The 19,586-nt window shown below is 73.0% G+C and carries 15 protein-coding genes; 7 read left to right on the top strand and 8 right to left on the bottom strand.

Annotated features, from left to right (window positions below; genetic code table 11):
- Positions 1-26: 26 nt before the first annotated feature.
- From asnB to OG937_13670, 6 genes are all read right to left on the bottom strand, one after another.
- Positions 27-1,961: an asparagine synthase (glutamine-hydrolyzing) gene (gene asnB, locus OG937_13695; protein WUD72670.1), complete on the bottom strand. Its 1,935-nt coding sequence runs from the start codon at positions 1,959-1,961 to the stop codon at positions 27-29.
- A gap of 2 nt (positions 1,962-1,963) precedes the next feature.
- Positions 1,964-3,493: a Wzz/FepE/Etk N-terminal domain-containing protein gene (locus OG937_13690; GenBank protein WUD72669.1), complete on the bottom strand. Its 1,530-nt coding sequence runs from the start codon at positions 3,491-3,493 to the stop codon at positions 1,964-1,966.
- Positions 3,490-4,857 (bottom strand): polysaccharide biosynthesis protein, encoded by a 1,368-nt coding sequence (locus OG937_13685; protein ID WUD72668.1) that lies wholly within the window; start codon positions 4,855-4,857, stop codon positions 3,490-3,492. Before OG937_13685 ends, OG937_13690 begins: the two co-directional genes overlap by 4 nt.
- Complete coding sequence (locus tag OG937_13680) at positions 4,854-6,119, bottom strand: glycosyltransferase family 4 protein (protein WUD72667.1); 1,266 nt, start codon at positions 6,117-6,119, stop codon at positions 4,854-4,856. The genes OG937_13685 and OG937_13680 overlap by 4 nt, the downstream gene beginning before the upstream one ends.
- Entirely contained in the window at positions 6,109-7,425 is a 1,317-nt protein-coding gene (locus tag OG937_13675; GenBank protein ID WUD72666.1) for a nucleotide sugar dehydrogenase, read from the bottom strand. Before OG937_13675 ends, OG937_13680 begins: the two co-directional genes overlap by 11 nt.
- A 73-nt stretch (positions 7,426-7,498) precedes the next feature.
- Positions 7,499-8,977 (bottom strand): sugar transferase, encoded by a 1,479-nt coding sequence (locus tag OG937_13670; protein ID WUD72665.1) that lies wholly within the window; start codon positions 8,975-8,977, stop codon positions 7,499-7,501.
- A gap of 1,086 nt (positions 8,978-10,063) precedes the next feature.
- Between OG937_13670 and OG937_13665 the strand changes: the two genes are divergently transcribed.
- Complete coding sequence (locus OG937_13665; GenBank protein ID WUD72664.1) at positions 10,064-10,681, top strand: TetR/AcrR family transcriptional regulator; 618 nt, start codon at positions 10,064-10,066, stop codon at positions 10,679-10,681.
- Positions 10,682-10,711: 30 nt separating this feature from the next.
- Entirely contained in the window at positions 10,712-12,385 is a 1,674-nt protein-coding gene (locus tag OG937_13660) for an acyl-CoA dehydrogenase family protein (protein ID WUD72663.1), read from the top strand.
- A 48-nt stretch (positions 12,386-12,433) separates the two neighbouring features.
- On the opposite strand, the gene OG937_13655 is transcribed toward OG937_13660, so the two are convergent.
- A complete protein-coding gene (locus OG937_13655) occupies positions 12,434-12,826 on the bottom strand; it encodes a PPOX class F420-dependent oxidoreductase (GenBank protein ID WUD72662.1) in 393 nt (130 codons plus the stop codon).
- Positions 12,827-12,971: 145 nt separating this feature from the next.
- Between OG937_13655 and OG937_13650 the strand changes: the two genes are divergently transcribed.
- From OG937_13650 to OG937_13640, 3 genes are all read left to right on the top strand, one after another.
- Positions 12,972-13,985 carry an alcohol dehydrogenase gene (locus OG937_13650; GenBank protein ID WUD72661.1) on the top strand — a complete coding sequence of 338 codons (1,014 nt, stop codon included), beginning with the start codon at positions 12,972-12,974 and terminating at the stop codon, positions 13,983-13,985.
- Positions 13,986-14,160: 175 nt separating this feature from the next.
- Positions 14,161-16,110, top strand: coding sequence for a TetM/TetW/TetO/TetS family tetracycline resistance ribosomal protection protein (locus OG937_13645; GenBank protein WUD72660.1), 1,950 nt, complete (start codon positions 14,161-14,163; stop codon positions 16,108-16,110).
- Between the two features lie 85 nt (positions 16,111-16,195).
- Positions 16,196-17,191: a PHB depolymerase family esterase gene (locus tag OG937_13640; GenBank protein WUD72659.1), complete on the top strand. Its 996-nt coding sequence runs from the start codon at positions 16,196-16,198 to the stop codon at positions 17,189-17,191.
- A 39-nt stretch (positions 17,192-17,230) separates the two neighbouring features.
- Here the strand turns inward: OG937_13640 and OG937_13635 are convergent, their stop codons facing one another.
- The gene (locus OG937_13635) at positions 17,231-17,773 is read right to left on the bottom strand and encodes a DUF1697 domain-containing protein (protein ID WUD72658.1); all 543 of its coding nucleotides are present in this window, start codon (positions 17,771-17,773) and stop codon (positions 17,231-17,233) included.
- Between the two features lie 102 nt (positions 17,774-17,875).
- Between OG937_13635 and OG937_13630 the strand changes: the two genes are divergently transcribed.
- Positions 17,876-19,144 carry an ATP-binding protein gene (locus OG937_13630; protein WUD72657.1) on the top strand — a complete coding sequence of 423 codons (1,269 nt, stop codon included), beginning with the start codon at positions 17,876-17,878 and terminating at the stop codon, positions 19,142-19,144.
- Between the two features lie 10 nt (positions 19,145-19,154).
- Positions 19,155-19,487, top strand: a complete 333-nt coding sequence (locus OG937_13625) for a nucleotide pyrophosphohydrolase (protein WUD72656.1) — start codon at positions 19,155-19,157, stop codon at positions 19,485-19,487.
- Positions 19,488-19,586: the final 99 nt, after the last annotated feature.

The raw sequence follows: 19,586 nt of genomic DNA, 5'->3' as shown, positions 1-19,586 counted from the left end.
AAGTCCCCTTGTTTCTACGCCGTCTTCTACGCCGCCGAGCGAGCGTCCTGGCCGGACCCGGAGGTCGCGTCGCGGTACCAGTACTCGAGGGTCAGTACATGCCACAGATGCTTGGAGAAGTCCCGCTGTCCGGCGGCGTCCTCGGCGACCATGCGGGCCAGCGCGTCGCGGCGCAGGAACCCGGAACTGACGAGCACGCCGTCGTTCACCACCTCGCGCACCAGCGGTGCCAGGTCCCGGCTCATCCATGCGCGCAGCGGGGCGCTGAACAGGCCCTTGGGCCGGTACACGATCTCCCGGGGCAGGATCGAGGTGGCCGCCTCCTTGAGGACGGCCTTGCCCTGCCGTCCGACGATCTTGCGGTCGCCGGGCACGGCGAACGCCGCCCTGACCACCTCGACGTCCACGTACGGCACCCGCACCTCGGTCGAGGCGGCCATGCTCGACCGGTCCGTGTAGGTGAGGTTCAGGCCCGGCAGGAACATCCGGGCGTCGCCCAGGCACATGCGGTTGACGAAGTCGTCCAGGTCGTTGTCCTGGTAGACGTCCGCGTGCTCGGTCAGCACGTCCTCGACCGACCCGGCCAGGTCCGGATCGACCAGGGCGAGCAGCTCGTCCTGGTCGTACATGGTGTAGCTGCGCCGGAACGCGGTCTCCTCCGGCAGATCGGCGAAGGACAGGAACCGCTTCGCGAAGCGCACCGAACGGTACCCCCGGCGGGCCGTTGCGACCGGCAGCCGGTCCACGGCCGCGGACAGACCGCGCCGCACGGGCCGCGGGACGCGCTGGTAGCGCAGCGCGATCATGTTGGCCAGGTGCTTGCGGTAACCGGCGAACAGCTCGTCGGCGCCCATCCCCGAGAGCATCACCTTGACCCCGGCCTCCCGGGCGGCCGAGCAGATCAGGAACGTGTTGATCGCGGCGGGGTCGCCGATCGGCTCGTCCAGGTGGTGGGTCATCTGCGGCAGCAGGTCGAGCACGTTCGGAGCGATCTCGATCTCGTGCAGGTCGACGCCGAACCGCCCGGCCACCTGCCGGGCGTAACGCAGGTCGTCCGGCATCGCCTCGAACTTGGCGTCCTCGGCGCGGAACCCGATCGTGTAAGCGGAGATCCCGGGGCGGTCGCGGGCCGCCAGCGCGGTCAGGTAGCTCGAGTCCAGCCCGCCGGACAGGAAGGTCGCCACGGGTACGTCGGAGAGCAGGTGGCGCCGGGTCGACTCCTCGACGACGGCGGCGATGTCCGGCTGCTCGCCGCTCAGGGCCCGCTCCCGTCCCTCGGTGGCGACGTCCTTCAGGTTCCAGAACCGGCCGCGCTCCACGCGGCCGTCGGGCCGGCACCGCAGCCAGGTCCCCGGCGGCAGCTTCTCCGCTTCGCGGAACGCGCACCGCGAGTCCGGCACCCAGTAGTACAGCAGCGAGGCCACCAGCGCCGCGGGGTCCACCTGCAGCGACCCGTCGGTCACGGCGGCGAGCGCCTTGAGCTCGGAGGCGAACACCAGACCCTCGCCGCGCCGGAGCAGGAACAGCGGCTTGATGCCGAGCTGGTCGCGGGCGAGCACCAGTTCACCGGTTCGCTCGTCGAAGATCCCGAACGCGAACATGCCGCGCAGCCGGGGCAGGCAGTCCGTGCCCCAGCGTCGCCAGGCCTCCAGCAGGACCTCGGTGTCGGAGGTACCGCGGAAGCGCACCCCGGCGGCCGCCAGCTCGGCACGCAGCTCGGGCGCGTTGTACAGCTCGCCGTTGTACGTCAGGACGAGGCCGCCGGAGACCATCGGCTGGGCGCCGGTCTCGGACAGGTCGATGATGGCCAGCCGGCGGTGCCCGAGGTGCACTTCGCCGTCACCGACGGGATGGCTGTACCGGCCCGCCCCGTCCGGACCGCGGTGGGCGAGGGTGTCGGTGAGCCGGTCGGCCACGGCCTTCCCGTCCGGCCATCGGTACGTTCCTGCGATGCCACACATGTCTAGCGCGCCTCCTGGTCGCTGTCCGGGACCCGTGCGGCCCACGACGGCTGCTTCGGCCGCGGCTGGCCCGTCCCGCTCTGCCGGGCCAGCCGTTCGTTGTGGCCGCGCAGCGCGGTGTGCAGCCCGTCCCACAGCGTGCCGTCGGTCCGGTCACGCGGATCGGGGTCGATCAGCACCACACCGATCACCGGGATGCGCAGGTCCGCGAGCTGCCGCGCCACGGTGTGCAGCCATGCGGCGCTGCCGTGCCCGGCACGCACGACGAGCACCGTCTGGGTACCGAGGTACTGGAGGTCGGTCCACGCCGTGCCGGGCGCGACCGAGCCGACGCCGAGCCGGCGCACCTCGTGCGACACGGTCGCGGCACGCTCGCCGCCGACCACGGCCGGGTCTCCCGATTTCCGGCGGCGGTTGGCGAGCTGCCGGCCGGGCAGACCATCGATGATCACCACGGGCCCCTCCGCCGCCAGTGCGCCGGCGAGGTCCAGGGCGATCACGCTCGCGCCGCGTGCGCAGCCCAGTTCCAGCAGCGACACCGGCTCCGCGGAGCCGCGTACGGTGCGGGCCAGGGTCGCGGTGAGCCGTTCGCGTGCCGCCCGGGTCCGTCGGCGCTGCCACCGCCCGGCCGACCGGCGGCGGGGCGTGCGGCGCAGCTCCGCGATGACCGAGGCGCCCAGGTTCGCCGCGATCTCCCGGCGCAGCACGGGGCGGTCCGCCACCACCGCGCCGACCGCGGCCAGCGCGAGCCCGAGCGCGAGCCCGAGGCCGAGTCCGATCGCGGAGTTGGTGGCGGCGGCCTCGGGCAGGGAGTGCTGCACCGCGCGCGGGGCGTCCACGATCTGCGTGCCGGCGATGAGCTGGGGCGTGCCGACGCCCGCCTCCGCGGCGCGCTGGTCGAAATCGGCGATCCGCGAGGTGAGTTCGGCCCGGCGGGCGAAGAGCGACTCGAGGTTCGCCGACGCGTTCGGGTCGCTCTCCGGCGGCCCTTCCCCGATCGCCTTGTTGACCTGGGCGAGTTCGTCCCGCATGCGGTCACGCTGGTCGAGCAGGGTCTTGGCCTCGGCGTTCGCGGCCTTCTGTATCCGCTTCACATGGTCCGTGACGAAGGCGTCGGCCAGTGCTTTGGCGCGGGCCATGGCTTCCGCGTCGCTGTCAGCCGTCACGTTGATCTGCAGCAGGTTGTTGGTCAAACCGATGCCCCGGTAGTCCCGCATGAAGTGTTCCGGGTCTTCCGAGGACTTCAGCGACCGCAGGGCCTCACCGGCGATCTGCGTGGTCTCCAGCAGCGCGGCGTCGGTGCGGATCAGCGTTCCGGGGTCGTTCGGCTGGTCCGCCTGATGGGCGACCAGCACCGTGGTCACCGCGGTCGGCTGCGGCGGCAGCAGGACCGCGGCCCCCGCGCCGACCAGCAACCCCAGCAGCGCCACGGAACACCACAGGCGGCGGCGCCTGCGTACCGCCACCACCAGCGCCTGCAGGTCCAGCAGCGGAGCGGCTGCCGACGACTGCGAAGTCGTGCTCGTCGTCACACCGAACCTCCCATCGCGTCGACGCCAACCGCGATCGCCGGCGTGGCGCCATCCGGAGGAGGGGCGGCAGACCGTGTCCGACGGTCCCTGACCCCGCCGGCGACGACGATGCCGACGACCGTATGCCGGGCGTCCGCACATGCCTCGCCGATGCCGGCGAGCTCCCCTGCCGTCCAGCTGCCCGCGCTGAGCACGATCAGGACACCGGACTCGGTGTCGCGGTCCGGCACCAACGGCCGGGACACCGAAACCCCCACCACCCGCAGCAGCGGATCGCTCCCGGCCTCGGCGACGAGTTGTTCGGCGGCCCGGCGGGCGGTCCCGTCGCCGTCCGGGACGACCACCAGCAGCCGCCGGGGGGCCGGCAGCTGGTCCCGGAGCCGAGCGCACACCCGGCCGTAGCGGATCTTCCTGCTGGCCTCGTCACCGGACGCGTGCAGGGCCGGCACGTCCCACCGGGTGTCGACACCCAGCAGCCGGCGGATCCGAATCCGCGCGCCACGGCCTTCCGGCCGGTGCGCGCGCCGTCCATCAGGTACGTCGACGGTACCCAGCAGCGCCGAGCCCAGCGCCGCGGCGATCTCCGGCTCGGTGCGCGGCCGGCGACTCATCCGTGCGGCGGCGAGATGACCGATGACCGCGAACAGGAGGAACAGCAGCGCCCCGGTGACGATGAACTGCGTCCTGGTCGGTGGTGCCTCGCCGATCGGCCGGGCCGCCGCCCCCATGACGACCATGTTGGCCTTGTTGGTCGCCGGATCGGTCTGGTCCAGCTTGTCCATGGCCTGCTCCAGCGTCGTGCGCAGTTTCTCGAGCTCGGTGCGGGCCTGCACGCTCTCCACGGTCCGGCCCGGATCGGCCGCCTTGGCCAGGTCGGTGATGCGGCGGCTGGTCTGCTCCATCAGCTCCCGCAGCGCCTCGGGCTTCGCCGACGCCTCGGGATCGGTGTTGTCGCCCACGACCCGTGCGGCGAAGGTGACGTACTGCCGGGCCACCTCGTCGGAGAGCCGCTGCGCGCGCTCCGGGGTGTCGGCCGTACCCGAGATCTTGATGATGTTCCCGGCGGTGGCCTTGGCGCTCACCCGGTCCCGCAGCTCGGCGCCGCCGACCCCGGCCCAGTCGAGCGTGGCGGCCGACCGGTCGAGCACCACCGAACTGGTCGCGATCTCCGACTGGGTCAGCAGCTCGCGCTCCTCCCACGCCCCCGGCAGCAGTACCGATGCCGACGTCGTGTACCGCGGTGGGAACAGCAAGGAGGCGCCGTAGCCGACGAGCCCGCCCACCACGGCGAGGACGGCGAGCAGCCGCCAGCGCCGACGGATCATCCGCCCGATCATGGCCAGGCGCATCGTGTCATCGCTCAACGGGGCGGCCTTTTCTCTGTCGTGACCGGGTCGCCCGCCGACGCCGGAGCCCGGTCACGGCAGGCAGCGGCGTAGGCGGCGAGGAGCGACCGCTGCGAGGTGCGCCAGGAGAGCTGCCCGGTGATCCGCTCCTGGCCGATCTTGCCCATCCGGGCCCGCTCCTCCGGATCGTCCAGCAGCAGTGCGATGAGCCCCGCGAATTCGGCCTCGTCGTTGGCGGGCGCGTAGACGGCCGCGTCACCGGCGGAGACGCGTGCCTCCCGGAGGTCGAACGAGACGATCGGCCGCCCCATCACCATGTACTCCAGGACCTTGTTCATGGTCGACACGTCGTTGAGCGGATTGCGCGGGTCGGGGGAGAGGCACACGTCCGCGGTCGACAGGTAGCGCACCAGGTCGGCGTCCGGAATGCGCCCGGTGAACTGCACCTGGTCCGAGAGCCCGAGCCGCCGGGACAGCTCCACCATCGCGTCGAAGGCGTCCCCGGCGCCGACGAACACCGCATGCCAGTCGCTCCGCCCGAGCTCGTCGCGCAGCTTCGCCAGGGCCCGCAAGGCGTAGTCGACGCCGTCCTGCGGGCCCATGACACCGAGGTAGCACAGCAGATGAGGCTTGCCGCGCTTCAGCTCCGGCTCGGGCGGTACCGGGTGGAAACGGTCGACGTCGGGCGCGCTGCGCACCACGAAGACGTCCTCCGGCCGCTTGCCGCCACGGCGCAGCGCCACGTCCCGGTAGCTCTCGTTCGTGGCGAGCACGACGTCCGCGGCCCGGTAGGTCCGCCGTTCCAGCGCGCACACGGCGCGGTAGAGGAGGTCCTTTCCGCGGTCGAACCGGGACAGGTACAGCTCGGGTACCAGGTCGTGCTGGTCGAAGACGAACCGCGCGCCGCGCCGCTTCAGCCACAGTGCCGGCAGGAACAGCAGGTCGGGCGGGTTGCAGGCGTGGACCACGTCGACCGGGCCGACCTTGCGGGCCAGCCGGAACGTATGCCACAGCGCCGATCCGTACTCGCTGAGGTAGCCGGCCGGCCCTCCGGTGGCCGCGCGCAACGGGTAGCGGTGGATCCGCACCCCGTCGATCTCCGCCTCCGGCTCCGTGTCCCGCTTGCTCCCCCGGGGACAGATGACGTGCACCTCCCAGCCCGCGTCGCGCAGCGTCGTGCACTCCTGCCACACCCGCCGGTCGAACGGGACCGACAGGTTCTCCACCAGGATCAGCGCGCGCCGGTCCGGCCGGTCGCCGCTGGTCGTGTCACCAAGCAAGGCCTATGTACCCCGGTTCGGCCCGGCGCGCCTCGGCGTCGGGAAGGCGGATGAGGTCGACGATCACCGGGCCGTCGCCATGCGGCAGCGCCGACAGCACGGCAGGATCCCTGGTCCCGACCAGGACCACCTCGGCGTGCTCGAGCACCTCGCCGACGGAGTCCCCGAGCAGCTGCGCCAGGTGCGGCAGCCGGGTCTCGATGTACTCGCGGTTCGCGCCCATCAGCCGGGAGAGGCTCACGTTGGCGTCGTGGATGCGCAGGTCGTACCCCTTGCCGAAGAGCCTCTCCGCCAGCTCGACGAGCGGGCTCTCGCGGAGGTCGTCGGTGCCGGGTTTGAAGGACAGCCCGAACAGGCCCACCCGGCGCTTGCCGGTGCGCTCGACCAGCTCCACCGCGCGCTGCAGATGTTCGGAGTTGGAGGTCAGCACGTTGGCGAGGATGGGCACCGAGACGTCGGCCCGCTGCGCGGCGTGGACCAGGCTGCGCAGGTCCTTGGGCAGGCAGGAGCCGCCGAAGGCGAAGCCGGGCCGCAGGTAGGCGGGGCTGATGTTCAGCTTGCGGTCGGCCAGGAACACGTCCATCACCTGGTGCGAGTCCACCCCGAGCGCCTGGCACACCGCGCCCAGTTCGTTCGCGAAGCCGATCTTGAGGCCGTGGAACGCGTTGTCCGCGTATTTGATCGCCTCGGCCGTCGGCACCGGTACCCGGAACACCTCGCCGGGCAGGCCGTCGTACAGCGCCGCCACCACGTCGCCGCTCGCCGCATCGAGCTCGCCGATGACGGTCTTGGGCGGGTCGAAGAAGTCCCGCACGCTCGTGCCCTCGCGCAGGAACTCCGGGTTGACCGCGACTCCGATGTCCACCCCGGCCGTGCCGCCGAGGTACTTCTCCAGGATCGGCACCAGCAGGTTCAGGCAGGTGCCCGGGAGCATGGTGCTGCGGAACACGACGGTGTGCCGCCCACCCCGCTCGGCCAGCGCGGCGCCGATCTGCTCGGTGACCCGCTCCAAGTACGTGGTGCACAGGCTGCCGTTGGGCTCCGACGGTGTGCCCACGCAGATCAGTGACACCTCGCTGCCCATGATCGCCTCGCGGACGTCGCCGGTGGCGCGCAACGCTCCGGTCCGCACGACCTCGGCGGTGAGCTCGCCGATCCGCTCCTCGACCACCGGGGCCTTGCCGTCGTTGACCAGGTCGACCTTCACCGGGTTCACGTCCACCCCGATGACCTGGTGACCCATGCTGGCCAGGCACGCGGCCGACACGCAGCCCACGTAGCCGAGCCCGAAAACGCTGACTCTCATGACCCGTTCCTCCCCCCAGGCAGGCTCTCCCGGCCTGCGATCCTCGCGCCGGCCGGACGACGACCTCCGCGCATCAGTAGGCCCCCTGCCCGTGGAGCACCGCACGCAGCGTCTTCCACAAGATCACCGTGTCCAGGGCGAGCGACCAGTCCTCCACGTACCGCAGGTCCAGCCGGACCGCCTCGTCCCACGGCAGGTCGCTGCGTCCGCTGATCTGCCACAGGCCGGTGAGCCCGGGCTTGACCAGCAGCCGTCGCCGGATGTCCGGGCCGTACGCGGCGGACTCCTCCGGCAACGGAGGCCGCGGACCGACGAGCGACATCGAGCCGGTGAGCACGTTGAAAAGCTGCGGGAGCTCGTCGATCGAGTACCGGCGCAGCACCGCTCCCACCCGGGTCACCCGCGGATCCCGGCGGAGCTTGAACAGCAGGCCGGCACCTTCGTTGCGGTCGGCCAGCTCGGCACGTGCCCTGTCGGCCCCGGAGACCATGGTGCGGAACTTGAATATGGTGAACTCGCGACCGTCCTTGCCGACCCTGCGCTGGCGGTAGAACGCCCCACCCGGACTGTCCGCCAGCACGAGCAGCCCGACGAACACCATCAGCGGCGCGAACAGCATCAGCAGGACCGCCGCGCCCAGCCGGTCGACGACCTCCTTGACCGCGCGGCGGCCCCCGGTGAAGGTCGGCATGCTGAGCCGCAGCAGCGGTATCCCCAGCACCGCATCGACGTGCAGCCGCGGGCCGGCCACCTCCATCAGCACGGGGGCCACGACCATCTCGGCATCGCTGCCCTCGAGGTTCCAGGCAAGCCGCTGCAGCCGGTCCGGTGACCAGTGCGGGTCCGGTGTGACCGCGACGACTCGGTAGCCGTTGCGGCGGACGTGGCCCGCGACGTCGGTCAGTCGGCCGACGACCGGCACCCCGTCCACGTGGTCACCGTCGAGCCCGGGAGTGTCCGCCGTGCACACCGCCTCCACCTGCCAGCCGAGGTGCGGGAACTTGCGGATCCGGGTGATCAGGTCGCGCACGGTGGCCGGGCTCCCGGCAGCGAGCACCGGTCGCAGGCACCGCCCTTCCTTCCGCTGTTTGTGCAGCCACAGGCGCAGCAGGTACCGCTCGGTCATGGTGACGAGTGCGATCGCCGGGATCGCGACGAAGATCCAGAGCTTGATGTTGCGCGAGGTGACGGCGACCCCGCCGAGCGCCAGCACGACGGCCGCCGTGCACAGTGAGCGTCCGAGCCGGCGGAACTCCTCGGCGCCCTGGCCGAGCACGGCCGGAGCCCACGACCGGCTCACCGCAAGCGTCCCCAGCACCAGCAGCTCGGTGCCGAAGGCGAGCATCCCCCACTTCTCATGCCAGTTGGCCGCGTCCCGGACCCCGAAGAAGCCGCCGATCGCGGCCACCACGAAGGCGGTGGCCACCGTATCGCTGGTGATCACGGCACGGCGGTACCGCTGCTCCCATTCGATTGCGGGCCGGCTGACCGCGCCGTTCCCCAGATGCTCGCGTGCCGACGGAAACGGGCTGACTAGTCCCCCATGCCGCACAGAACCCCCCAGGTCCCCAGTGGTTCGACGTGTTCGCCCAACACGGTCCCTCCCCCCGGGAGGCCCCCGCCTCCCGCACCGTTCCTCCCCTCGGGAGGCCCCCGCCCCCCGCGCGTGAACTCCCGGTTATTTCGGAGTCACTTGAACAACCCACCCTGGCGGAAGCTGACGTGCCGGTTCCGCCGGACCCTCGAGGTGTGCCGGAACCCGTCGAAACCTCGGGGCTCCCCGCACCCAAGGCCCCTTCTCGGGCTCCAAGAACTGATCACCCCCACGTCTGGCGCCGGGTACGCGACTGCTGGCTTTCCGTAGCGCCGAACCTGTAGATCATTAGTGGTCGCCTCGTGCCCGAACGGCTGAAGCAAGGTCAATCTAGACCATCGGCGCCGGTATGAAGAGTGAATGTGTGTAATTTGTGCTCAAGCTTTGAGGCTGGATCCATCGAGCGCCGACCGCCTATGGATGCCTTCGCGCCACAGCGCGCTCCAGCGGCAACTCCCCGCTGAGGTGCACTGGTTGATCTTGCCGGAGTGCGGCGGTGTGTCCAAGGCCGGTCGCGACCGCCTCAAGGCCCCGGTGCATGCCGCGATGTCGGCCCAGGCGTTGATGGAGAAAGTGTGGCCGAGAACAACCGGTGCTCGAAGCGCGGGGCGAGCATGATCGGAATTCGTGACTCCCCTGTGACGCTTATCGACTCGCAAAGCCTGGCCGGGAAGCCCGAAAACATGGCCTGATCTTTGGGTTTACCCCGCGGGGATCGGTTGCACGTCTTCCCGGCGACACGCCACGTGGAGTGCGGGGCGGCCCTGGAGTGGGCGGAACGTGCAGATCGGGCAACAACCACGCGATGTGCGGCAGCGGTTGCGGGTCCCGTCGCAGGGCTGCTCCGAGTTCCGGCGCGAGCCGCTCGTGCGGTTCCCGGTCCACTGCCGGAGCTTCGCGATGCGCTCCCGCCCGTGCATGGTCCGTGGTCGTGGTGAGGATCCGCCGGTCGTGGGGCCGGTCGCACGCGTTCGCCCGGCTCCGCGGGCGGCGCTGCCGACCGAGGGGTGGCTCGAAGCTCTGAACGGTGCTTCACTTGTTGCCATGGCCTACCGGAAGACCCCCGCGGAGCAGGACCGCCTGACCGCCGCCAGGGAGCACCTGGTGGCGCGGGCCACGGCCGTCGTCGCCGACGTGGGCTGGGCGAACGCCTCCGTCACCGCGGTGGCGGCCGCGGCCGGCATGTCCGTGGGCACGGTGTACCAGCACTTCGCGTCCAAGGGCGCGCTCGCGGTCGAGGTCTTCCGCCGGGCCTCGGGCCGCGAGGTCGAGGTGCTCGGAGAGGTGCTCCGCGACGGCGCCGGCGACCCGGTGCAGCGGCTGACCCTGGGGGTCACCGTCTTCGCCCGCCGAGCCATGGAGAACCGGGGACTGGCCCACGCCCTGCTCGCGGCCCCCGCGGAACCGGCCCTGGGCGCGGCGCGGCTGGACTTCCGGCGCCGCTACCGCACCGTCTTCGCCGAGGTGATCCGCGAGGGGATGGCCGCCGGGCTCCTCCCCGCCCAGGACCCCGAGGTCACCGCGGCGGCGCTGACCGGGGCCATCGGCGAGGTCCTGGTGGACCCGCTGTCCGCCCCGGCCGAGGGCGCCGCCGCGGACCACCTCGTCACCGAACTGGTGGCGATGTCCCTGCGCTGCGCGGGCGCCGCGCCCGCCGTCTGACTCCCCACGACCACGAAGGGCCCGACTGCCATGACCGCGATCGCAGATGCCGCGCCGCGCAGCAACCCCACCGCGCGCACGCACGAGGTGACCAACCAGGCCCCGCCGCTGGTCGGCCACGACGTCGCCGACGACGACGTGCTGCTGGAGGGCGTACGCCGCGAGGGAGCCGGCTGGTACGTCGACGACCTGCACCGGCTGGGCCGGCTCGCCGGATCGGAGCAGGTGCAGCGCTGGGCCGAGGAGGCCAACCGGTACGAGCCGGTGCTGCGCACCCACGACCGGTACGGCAACCGCGTCGACGAGGTGGACTTCCACCCCTCCTACCACGCGCTCATGGAGGTCGCCCTCGCCGAGGGCCTCGCCGGCGCACCCTGGGCCGACGACCGGCCCGGCGCGCACGTGGCCCGCGCGGCCGGCTTCATGGTGTGGAGCACCGCCGAGGCCGGCCACGGCTGCCCGGTGTCCATGACCTACGCCGTCGTCCCCGCGCTGCGTGCCGCGCCGGACCTGGCGGCGGTGTACGAGCCGCTGCTCACCAGCCGCGTCTACGACCCCGGACTGCGCGCCCCCGCCGGCAAGCGCGGGCTCCTGGCGGGCATGGGGATGACCGAGAAGCAGGGCGGCACCGACGTACGGGCGAACACCACCACCGCCGTCGAGCAGCCGGACGGCACCTGGCGGCTGCGCGGGCACAAGTGGTTCACCAGCGCGCCCATGAACGACCTGTTCCTCGTGCTGGCCCAGGCCCCCGCGGGCCTGTCCTGCTTCCTGGTGCCCAGGGTGCTGCCGGACGGCAGCCGCAACACCTTCCGCATCCAGCGGCTGAAGGACAAGCTCGGCAACCGCAGCAACGCCAGCAGCGAGCCCGAGTTCGACGACACCGTGGCCTGGCTGGTCGGTCCCGAGGGCCAGGGCGTACGGACGATCATCGAGATGGTCACCATGACGCGGCTGGACTGCATCCTCGGCTCCGCCTCCGGCACCCGTGCCGCGCTCGCGCAGGCCGCCCACCACGCGCGCCACCGCTCGGTGTTCGGAGCCCGGCTGATCGACCAGCCCCTGATGCGCAACGTCATCGCCGACCTGGGCCTGGAGTCCGAGGCCGCCACCACCCTCGCGCTGCGCGTCGCCGGAGCGGTCGACCGGGCCCGCCGCGGGGACGCGCAGGAGCGGGCCTTCCTGCGGCTGGCCACCGCGGTCGGCAAGTACTGGGTGTGCAAGCGGCAGCCCGCGGCGGTCGCGGAGGCCCTGGAGTGCCTGGGCGGCAACGGCTACGACGAGGCCTCCGGCATGCCCCGGCTCTACCGCGAGGCCCCGCTGAACGGCATCTGGGAGGGCTCGGGCAACGTCAACGCCCTCGACGTGCTGCGCGCCCTGACCCGTGAGCCGGACTCCCTCGAGGCCTTCCGCGCCGAGGTCGAGGCCGCCTCGGGCGGCGACGCCCGCCTCGACGAGGCGTGGCGCCAGGTGCGCGGGGAACTGGTGCCCACCGAGGACGCCCCGCTGCGGGCCCGCCGTCTGGTCGAGCGCCTGGCGCTGGTGCTGCAGGGTTCGCTGCTCGTCCGGTACGCGCCGGCACCGGTCGCGGACGCCTTCTGCGCCTCCCGCCTGGCCGGCGACCGGGGCCTGGCCTTCGGCACCCTCCCGGCCGGGACGGACCTGGCCGCCGTCATCGAGCGCGTGCCCGGCGCCACGGGCTGAACGGGCCGGGGTCCGCGGCCGCCTGCCGCGGTCGCGGACCCGCTGCGGTCACGCCGTGCCGCTGATGCTCTCGGCCTCGATCACGAAGACCACGCGCACCTGGTCACGGCCGCCGTACCAGGGGTAGGGGCCGCCGGTGTACCGGTGCGAGAGCTTCTCGATGTGGTCGGCCGCGCCCTCCGTGGTCACCTCGCGCACGCGCCCGCGGACCTGGAAGTAGCGGGACGGGTCGTCCGGATCGGAGACGGCGACGGCCACCCGCGGGTCCCGCGCGATGTTCCGCGTCTTCACATGGCTCTGGACACTGTTGACGAGCACACGCTCGCCGTCCGTGTCGACCCACGTCTGGGTCAGCTGCGGCGAGCCGTCCGGCATGGTGGTCGCCAGGAAGCACAGGCTCGGGCGGTGCAGCAGGTCGAGCAGGTCGGCGGGTAGTTTCACGATGATCCCTCGGTCGGCTGGGCGCAGCCTACGCTCCCCGCCCGGCGGCCCGGCGACCGGTGTTCGGCGCGAGAAATCACGCCCCCGGGGTCACGATGGGTGGGAAGGGCGCTACGCGCCGCAACCCCTCACACACCGGACGGCCATGAACTCCATGCGGGTGGCCCAGGTCGCAGAACCGGGCGGACCATTCGAAATCGTCGAGCGCGCGCTGCCGGAGCCCGGCCCCGGCCACGTCCGGATCGCCGTCGAGGCGTCGGGCGTCTGCCACAGTGACGCCGGCTTCGTGCACAACGCCTTCCCCCACATCACCTTCCCCCTGGTCGCCGGCCACGAGGTCGCCGGGCGCATCGACGCCCTCGGTGAGGGCGTGCGGCACTGGACGGTGGGCGACCGCGTGGAGGTCGGCTGGTTCGGCGGGCACTGCGGGCACTGCCCGCCCTGCCGCGAGGGCGACTTCATCGACTGCCGGAACCTGCAGGTGCCCGGCTGGGCGTACGAGGGCGGCTACGCCACGCACATGGTCGCGCCGGTCAACGCGCTGGCCCGGATCCCCGACGGGCTGACCGCGGTCGATGCCGCCCCCCTCGGCTGCGCCGGCGTCACCACGTACAACGCCTTCAAGAAGAGCTCCGCCCGGCCCGGCGACCTCGTCGCGGTGATCGGCATCGGCGGCCTCGGCCACCTGGCGGTGCAGTACGCGGCCAAGTTCGGCTTCGAGACGGTCGCCGTCGCGCGAGGGGAGGACAAGCGGGCCCTGGCGATGGAGCTCGGCGCCCACCACTACATCGACAGTTCCGCCAACGACCCGGCCAAGGAACTCCAGGCCCTCGGCGGGGCCACCGCGGTGCTCGCCACGGCCTCCAACTCCCAGGCCATGGCGGCCGGTGTCGAGGGTCTCCAGCCGCGCGGCCAGCTGATCGTCATCGGGATCGACTCCGAGCCGCTGCCGATCACCCCGGCCCAGCTGATCCTGTCGTCCCGTTCGGTCGTCGGCCACCCCTCCGGCACCTCGCGCGACGTCGAGCACACGATGAACTTCAGCGCGCTCGCGGGGATCCGCCCGATGACCGAGACGGTGCCGCTGGAGGAGGTCAACGAGGCGTTCGCCCGCATGATGTCCGGCGCCGCGCGCTTCCGCATGGTCCTCGTCCCCTGAGCCGCCCGGGTGCCGCCGGCCGGCCGGCGGCCGGGGGTAATCCGGTTGCCCCGGCCGGCGGCCTCTGCTGCACTGCCAGGACCACAGGCCATCCACCGGGGAGTCGTGATCATGCGGGGACTGCACATGTCCACCCAGCCCGAATTCATCGCCTATTCGGAGGACATGGCATTCCATGCACGTGCTCAACCTGGGGATCCTGGCGCATGTTGACGCCGGGAAGACCAGCCTGACCGAGCGGCTGCTGCACACCGCCGGCGTCATCGACACGCTCGGCAGCGTCGACGACGGCAGCACCCAGACCGACACCCTGGCCCTGGAACGGGCGCGGGGCATCACCATCAGGTCCGCCGTCGCCTCGTTCGCGATCGGCGACGACATCACCGTCAACCTCATCGACACCCCCGGCCACCCGGACTTCATCGCGGAGGTGGAACGGGCGCTCGGCGTCCTCGACGGCGCCGTGCTCGTGGTGTCGGCGGTGGAGGGCGTGCAGGCGCAGACCCGCGTGCTGATGCGGACGCTGCGCCGGCTGCGCATCCCCACCCTGCTCTTCGTCAACAAGACGGACCGTTCCGGCGCCCGGGACGCCGAAGTGCTGCGCGCCGTCGCGGAGCGGCTCAGCCCGGCCTGCGTGGCCATGGGCCGCGTCGAGGGCCTCGGCACCCGGGACGCGCGCTCCACGCCGTACGGTCCGGACGACACCGGGTTCGCCACCCGGCTGCTGGACGTCCTGTCCGTGCGGGACGAGGAACTCCTGGCCGGCTACGTCGCGGACGGGACGGCGCCGTCCCACCCGCGGCTGCGGGCGGCCCTCGCCGCCCAGACGCGCGGGGCGCTGGTCCATCCGGTGTACTTCGGCTCGGCCGTCACCGGCGCCGGGGTGGACGCCCTGGTCCAGGGGGTCGCGGAACTGCTCCCCGTCGCCGCGGGCAGCGCGGACGGCCCGGTCTCCGGCACCGTCTTCAAGATCGAACGCGGCCCCGCGGGCGAGAAGATCGCCCACGTACGGATGTTCTCGGGGACCGTCCGCGTACGCGACCGCCTGACGCACGGTGCCGGGGAGGAGGGCAAGGTCACCGCGGTCAGCGTGTTCGAGCGCGGCGTGGACACGCCCGGGGAGGCGGTCTCCGCGGGGCAGATCGGCAGGCTCTGGGGGCTCGGCGGGATCCGCGTCGGCGACGCGATCGGCGAGCCGCACCGTACGGCCCCCGGCGCGGACCGGCACTTCGCGCCGCCCACGCTGGAGACGGTCGTCGTGCCCCGCCGGCCGGCGGACGCGGGCGCGCTGCACGTGGCGCTCACCCGGCTCGCCGAACAGGACCCGCTGATCGACCTGCGGCTGGACGACGTGCGGCAGGAGATCGCCGTCTCCCTCTACGGGGAGGTGCAGAAGGAGGTCGTACAGGCGACGCTGGCGGACGACTTCGGCGTCGAGGTGACCTTCGAGGAGACCACGACGATCCACATCGAGCGGCCGGTGGGCACGGGCGCGGCCGCCGAGGTCATCCACACCGCCTCCAACCCCTTCCTGGCGACCGTGGGACTGCGCGTCGACCCGGCACCGGCGGGCAGCGGGGTGGCGTTCGGGCTGGAGGTCGAACTCGGCTCCATGCCCTACGCGTTCATCCGGGCCGTCGAGGAGACCGTCACCGAGACGCTGCGGCACGGCCTGTACGGCTGGCGGGTCGTCGACTGCACGGTCACCATGACGCACTCGGGTTACGCCGCGCGGCAGAGCCACGCGCACGCGGTGTTCGACAAGAGCATGTCGAGCACCGCGGGCGACTTCCGGGGCCTCACCCCGGTGGTGCTGATGCGCGCGCTGGAACGGGCGGGCACGGTCGTCTGCGAGCCGGTCCACCGCTTCACCCTCGACCTCCCCGAGCAGGCCTACGCCCGGGTGCTGCCCGTCCTCGCCCGGTTGCGCGCGGTACCGCGCACCTCGGCGCCTCAAGGTGCGTCGTACGTCGTCGAGGGCGACGTCCCCGCGGCGCAGGTGCACGCCCTGGAACGCCGACTGCCCTCCCTGACCAGCGGCGAGGGCGTCCTGGAGTACGCCTTCGACCACTGGCGGGAGGTCCGCGGCGAGCCCCCGGCGCTGCCCGGGCACCGGCGGGACTGAGCGGTCCGGGGCACCACGCGCGGCGCCCGCGATGTGGTGCCCCGGGCCATGTCGCGGGCGCCGCACCGCTCCTACCGTCCGGCGCATGACCTTACTCAGAGCCGCACTCCACCGGGGCCGCCCGCGTGCCGCCCTGCTCGCCGTCCTCGTGGCGCTCCTCGCCGCGCTCGTCCCCGTCCGTCCCGCCCACGCCGCCGGCGCGATCGAGGAGGTGACGGGCTTCGGCAGCAACCCGGGCGCGCTGCGGATGTACCGTTACGTCCCCGCCGGGCTGCCGCAGGGCCGGCCGGTCGTCGTCGCCCTCCACGGCTGCACCCAGAACGCCCAGGGGTACGGCGCCCAGAGCGGCTGGACCGCCCTGGCGGACCGCTGGGGCTTCTCCGTGGTGCTGCCCGGGCAGACCTCGGCCAACAACCTCAGCCAGTGCTTCAACTGGTTCCAGACCGGCGACATCGCGCGCGGCCAGGGCGAGGCCGCCTCCATCCGGCAGATGACCGACCGCCAGATCGCGGACGCCGGCGGGGATCCGGCCCGGGTGTACGTCACCGGGCTCTCCGCGGGCGGCGCGATGACCGCGGTGATGATGGCGGCCTATCCCGACGTGTACGCCGCGGGCGGCGTGGTCGCCGGGCTGCCGTACGGCTGCGCGCAGGCGGCGGGTTCGCCGTACGTGTGCATGTACGTCGGCGCGACGCAGACCCCCGCGCAGTGGGGGGCCCGGGTCCGCGCCGCCTTCCCCGGGCACGCGGGCCCGTGGCCGCGGCTGACCGTCTTCCAGGGCACCGCCGACTACACGGTCAAGCCCGTCAACATGGACGACCTCGTACGGCAGTGGACGGACGTGCACGGCGCCGACCAGACCGCCGACGTCTCCGACACCGTGGCGGGCTTCCCGCACCGGACGTACAAGGACGCCTCCGGCGCCGCCGTCGTCGAGACGTACAGCATCACGGGCATGGGACACGGCCAGCCCGTCGACCCGGGCAGCGGGGCGGCCCAGTGCGGCACGGCCGCCGCCTACATGCTCGACGTCAACCTCTGCGCGGCGTACCGGCTCGGGACGGGCTGGGGCCTGGGCTGAGCGGGAGGGGGTGACGGGGCGCGCGCCGGCCCCGCCCCGTCACTCCGCGGCCATCGCCGCCAGGCGGGTCACGGTGTTCCAGTTGCGGGCCGTGGCCGTCAGACCCAGGCGCTTCTCCCACAGCGCGTGGGAGAGCCGGGTCTTCTGCACCCCGCCCGGGCAGTGCACGTAGATCTCGCGCTCGCCGGGACGGAAGTCGTCGGGCGCGAAGTCGGCCGGGTCGAGACCGGCGATCCGGTCCGGATCGACCGGCCCGGACAGGAAGGTGACCAGGAAGCGCGCGGGATCGACGCCCGTCATGTCGAACGGGTTGCGCTCGACGACCCCGGCGAGCGCGGCCGCCTCGCGGACGACGCACGGCACCTTCCGCCCGTCGAACGCCGCGGCGATGGCCGCCTCCAGGGCGTCCGCCAGCTTCCCCGGGTCGGCCTGCTCGTGCTCGAACAGGGCGTTGCCGCTCTGCAGATGGGTGCGCACGCAGGCGCCGCCGATCTCCTCCAGCAGCTGCCGCAGGTCCTGCATCGGGAGCCTGGTCGTCGCCCCGACGTTGATCCCGCGCAGGAGCGCCACGTATCCGGTCACCCTGCCACATTAACCTTCGCCTCGCCGGGCTTACCCACTTTCGGAGGACCACCGGCCCGGCGGAACGGTTCGGCACCGGGCGCCGCCGCTACGTTCGCGTCCATGAGCACGAAGCGTGACCGCCCGGTCGTCACCGAACTGCGGCTCTCCGCGTTCAAGTCGCATCGCGGCGCGAGCTTCCCGCTCGGGCCGCTCACCCTGCTGGGCGGGGCGAGCGGGACCGGCAAGTCCAGCGTCCTGGAGGGGCTCGGCCTGCTCGGCCGGCTCGCCGCGGGAGAGGAACTGGCGACGGCGTTCGACGGCGTGCGCGGGGGAGTGGCGGCCTGCGTGCCCCACGCGGCCCGGCCGGACGCGGAGGGGCGGCGCGGATTCCGCATCGGGTGCACGGTGGACGGCGCGGTCGGCCCCGTCGTGCTCGACGTCGCCGTGCAGACCGAACCCGAACTGCGCATCGTCGGCGAGCGGTTGACCGGCGCCGGGGAGACCCTGCTCGCCACCGCGCTGCGCGACCCGGGACGGCGCACGGTCCAGGCGGCCTGGCACACGGCGGGGCTGGTCCCGGTGACCCGGGCCCCGCTGCCCGACGACCGGCTGGCCACCTCCCTGCTGCCGCTGCGCGTCGCGGGGACGACGCAGGGGCAGCGGCTGGTGCTCGCCGCCGCCGAGCAGACGGTGCTCGCGCTGCGTGGGGCGTTCCCCGTCGACCCCCGGCCGCACGCGATGCGGGAACCCGCGCGCGTGGCGGACGGCCTGCTCCGCGGCGGCTGCGACAACCTCTCGGCGGTGCTGCGCCGCACCCAGGGCGAGTGCCGTACGCGGCACGCGGCGCTGGTCGGTGCCCTGCGGGCGGTGTGCAGCCCGCCCGTCGAGGGACTGACGGTGATCCCCGCGGGGGAGCCGGGGACGGGGGCGTACGCGGAGTCCGTACTGGCGGCCATCGACCGGGGACCGCTGGGGCTGGTGCCGGTGGACCGGCTCGGCGACGGGGAGTTGCGCTTCCTCGCGCTGGCGCTGGTGCTGCTCACCGGGCCGGGCGTGCTGGAGGTGGACACCAGCGCCGAGGTGCCGGACGCCGTGCAGGTGCTCACGGTCCTGGCGGACGGACTGGACGCCGGTCTCGACCGGGCGCAGACGCGGCAGTTGCTGGCGCTGGCCGCCCTGGTCGCCGAGCGCGGCCACATCAGGCTGCTCGGCACGGTGCACGACCCCTCGGTGGCCGAGGGGGCGGACGGGGTCAACCTGCTGCGCCTCGGGAGCGCCGCGGCCGACCCGGAACGGGTGCCGGCCCAGGGGACGGGTCCGGATGCGCCGGACGCCGGGGCCCCGCCGGCCGGGCAGGCCCCGGCGCAGCACGCGGCGGCGATGGGGTAGACCTGCGGGTGTGACCGAGGATCTGCACGCGCTGCAGCGCAGGCTGGCCGCCTTCGCGGCCGCCCGGCGCTGGGAGCCGTACCACACGCCCAAGAACCTGGCCGTGGCCCTGAGCGTCGAGGCCTCCGAGCTCCTGGAGATCTTCCAGTGGCTCACGCCCGAGCAGGCCGCACGGGTCATGGAGGAGCCCGACAGCGCCCACCGGGTGCGGGACGAGGTGGCGGACGTGCTCGCGTACCTGCTGCAGTTCTGCGAGGTGCTCGGTGTCGACGTGCTCGAGGCGCTGTCCGCCAAGATCGACCGCAACGAGCTGCGCTTCCCGCTGCCGGGGGCCGGGGACTGAGGCGCGGCGGCCGGTGCGTCGCGGGTGCGGGCGTCGCGGGTGCGCGCGCCGGGCCGCCGATCGATTCACAGGTCCGTCGGTTCACCGGTCCATCGGTCA

This window comes from Streptomyces sp. NBC_00510, assembly GCA_036013505.1.
Lineage (GTDB): Bacteria > Actinomycetota > Actinomycetes > Streptomycetales > Streptomycetaceae > Actinacidiphila.
Note: the sequence above shows the minus strand (reverse complement) of the source record. Positions and strands in the feature narration are given on the sequence as shown.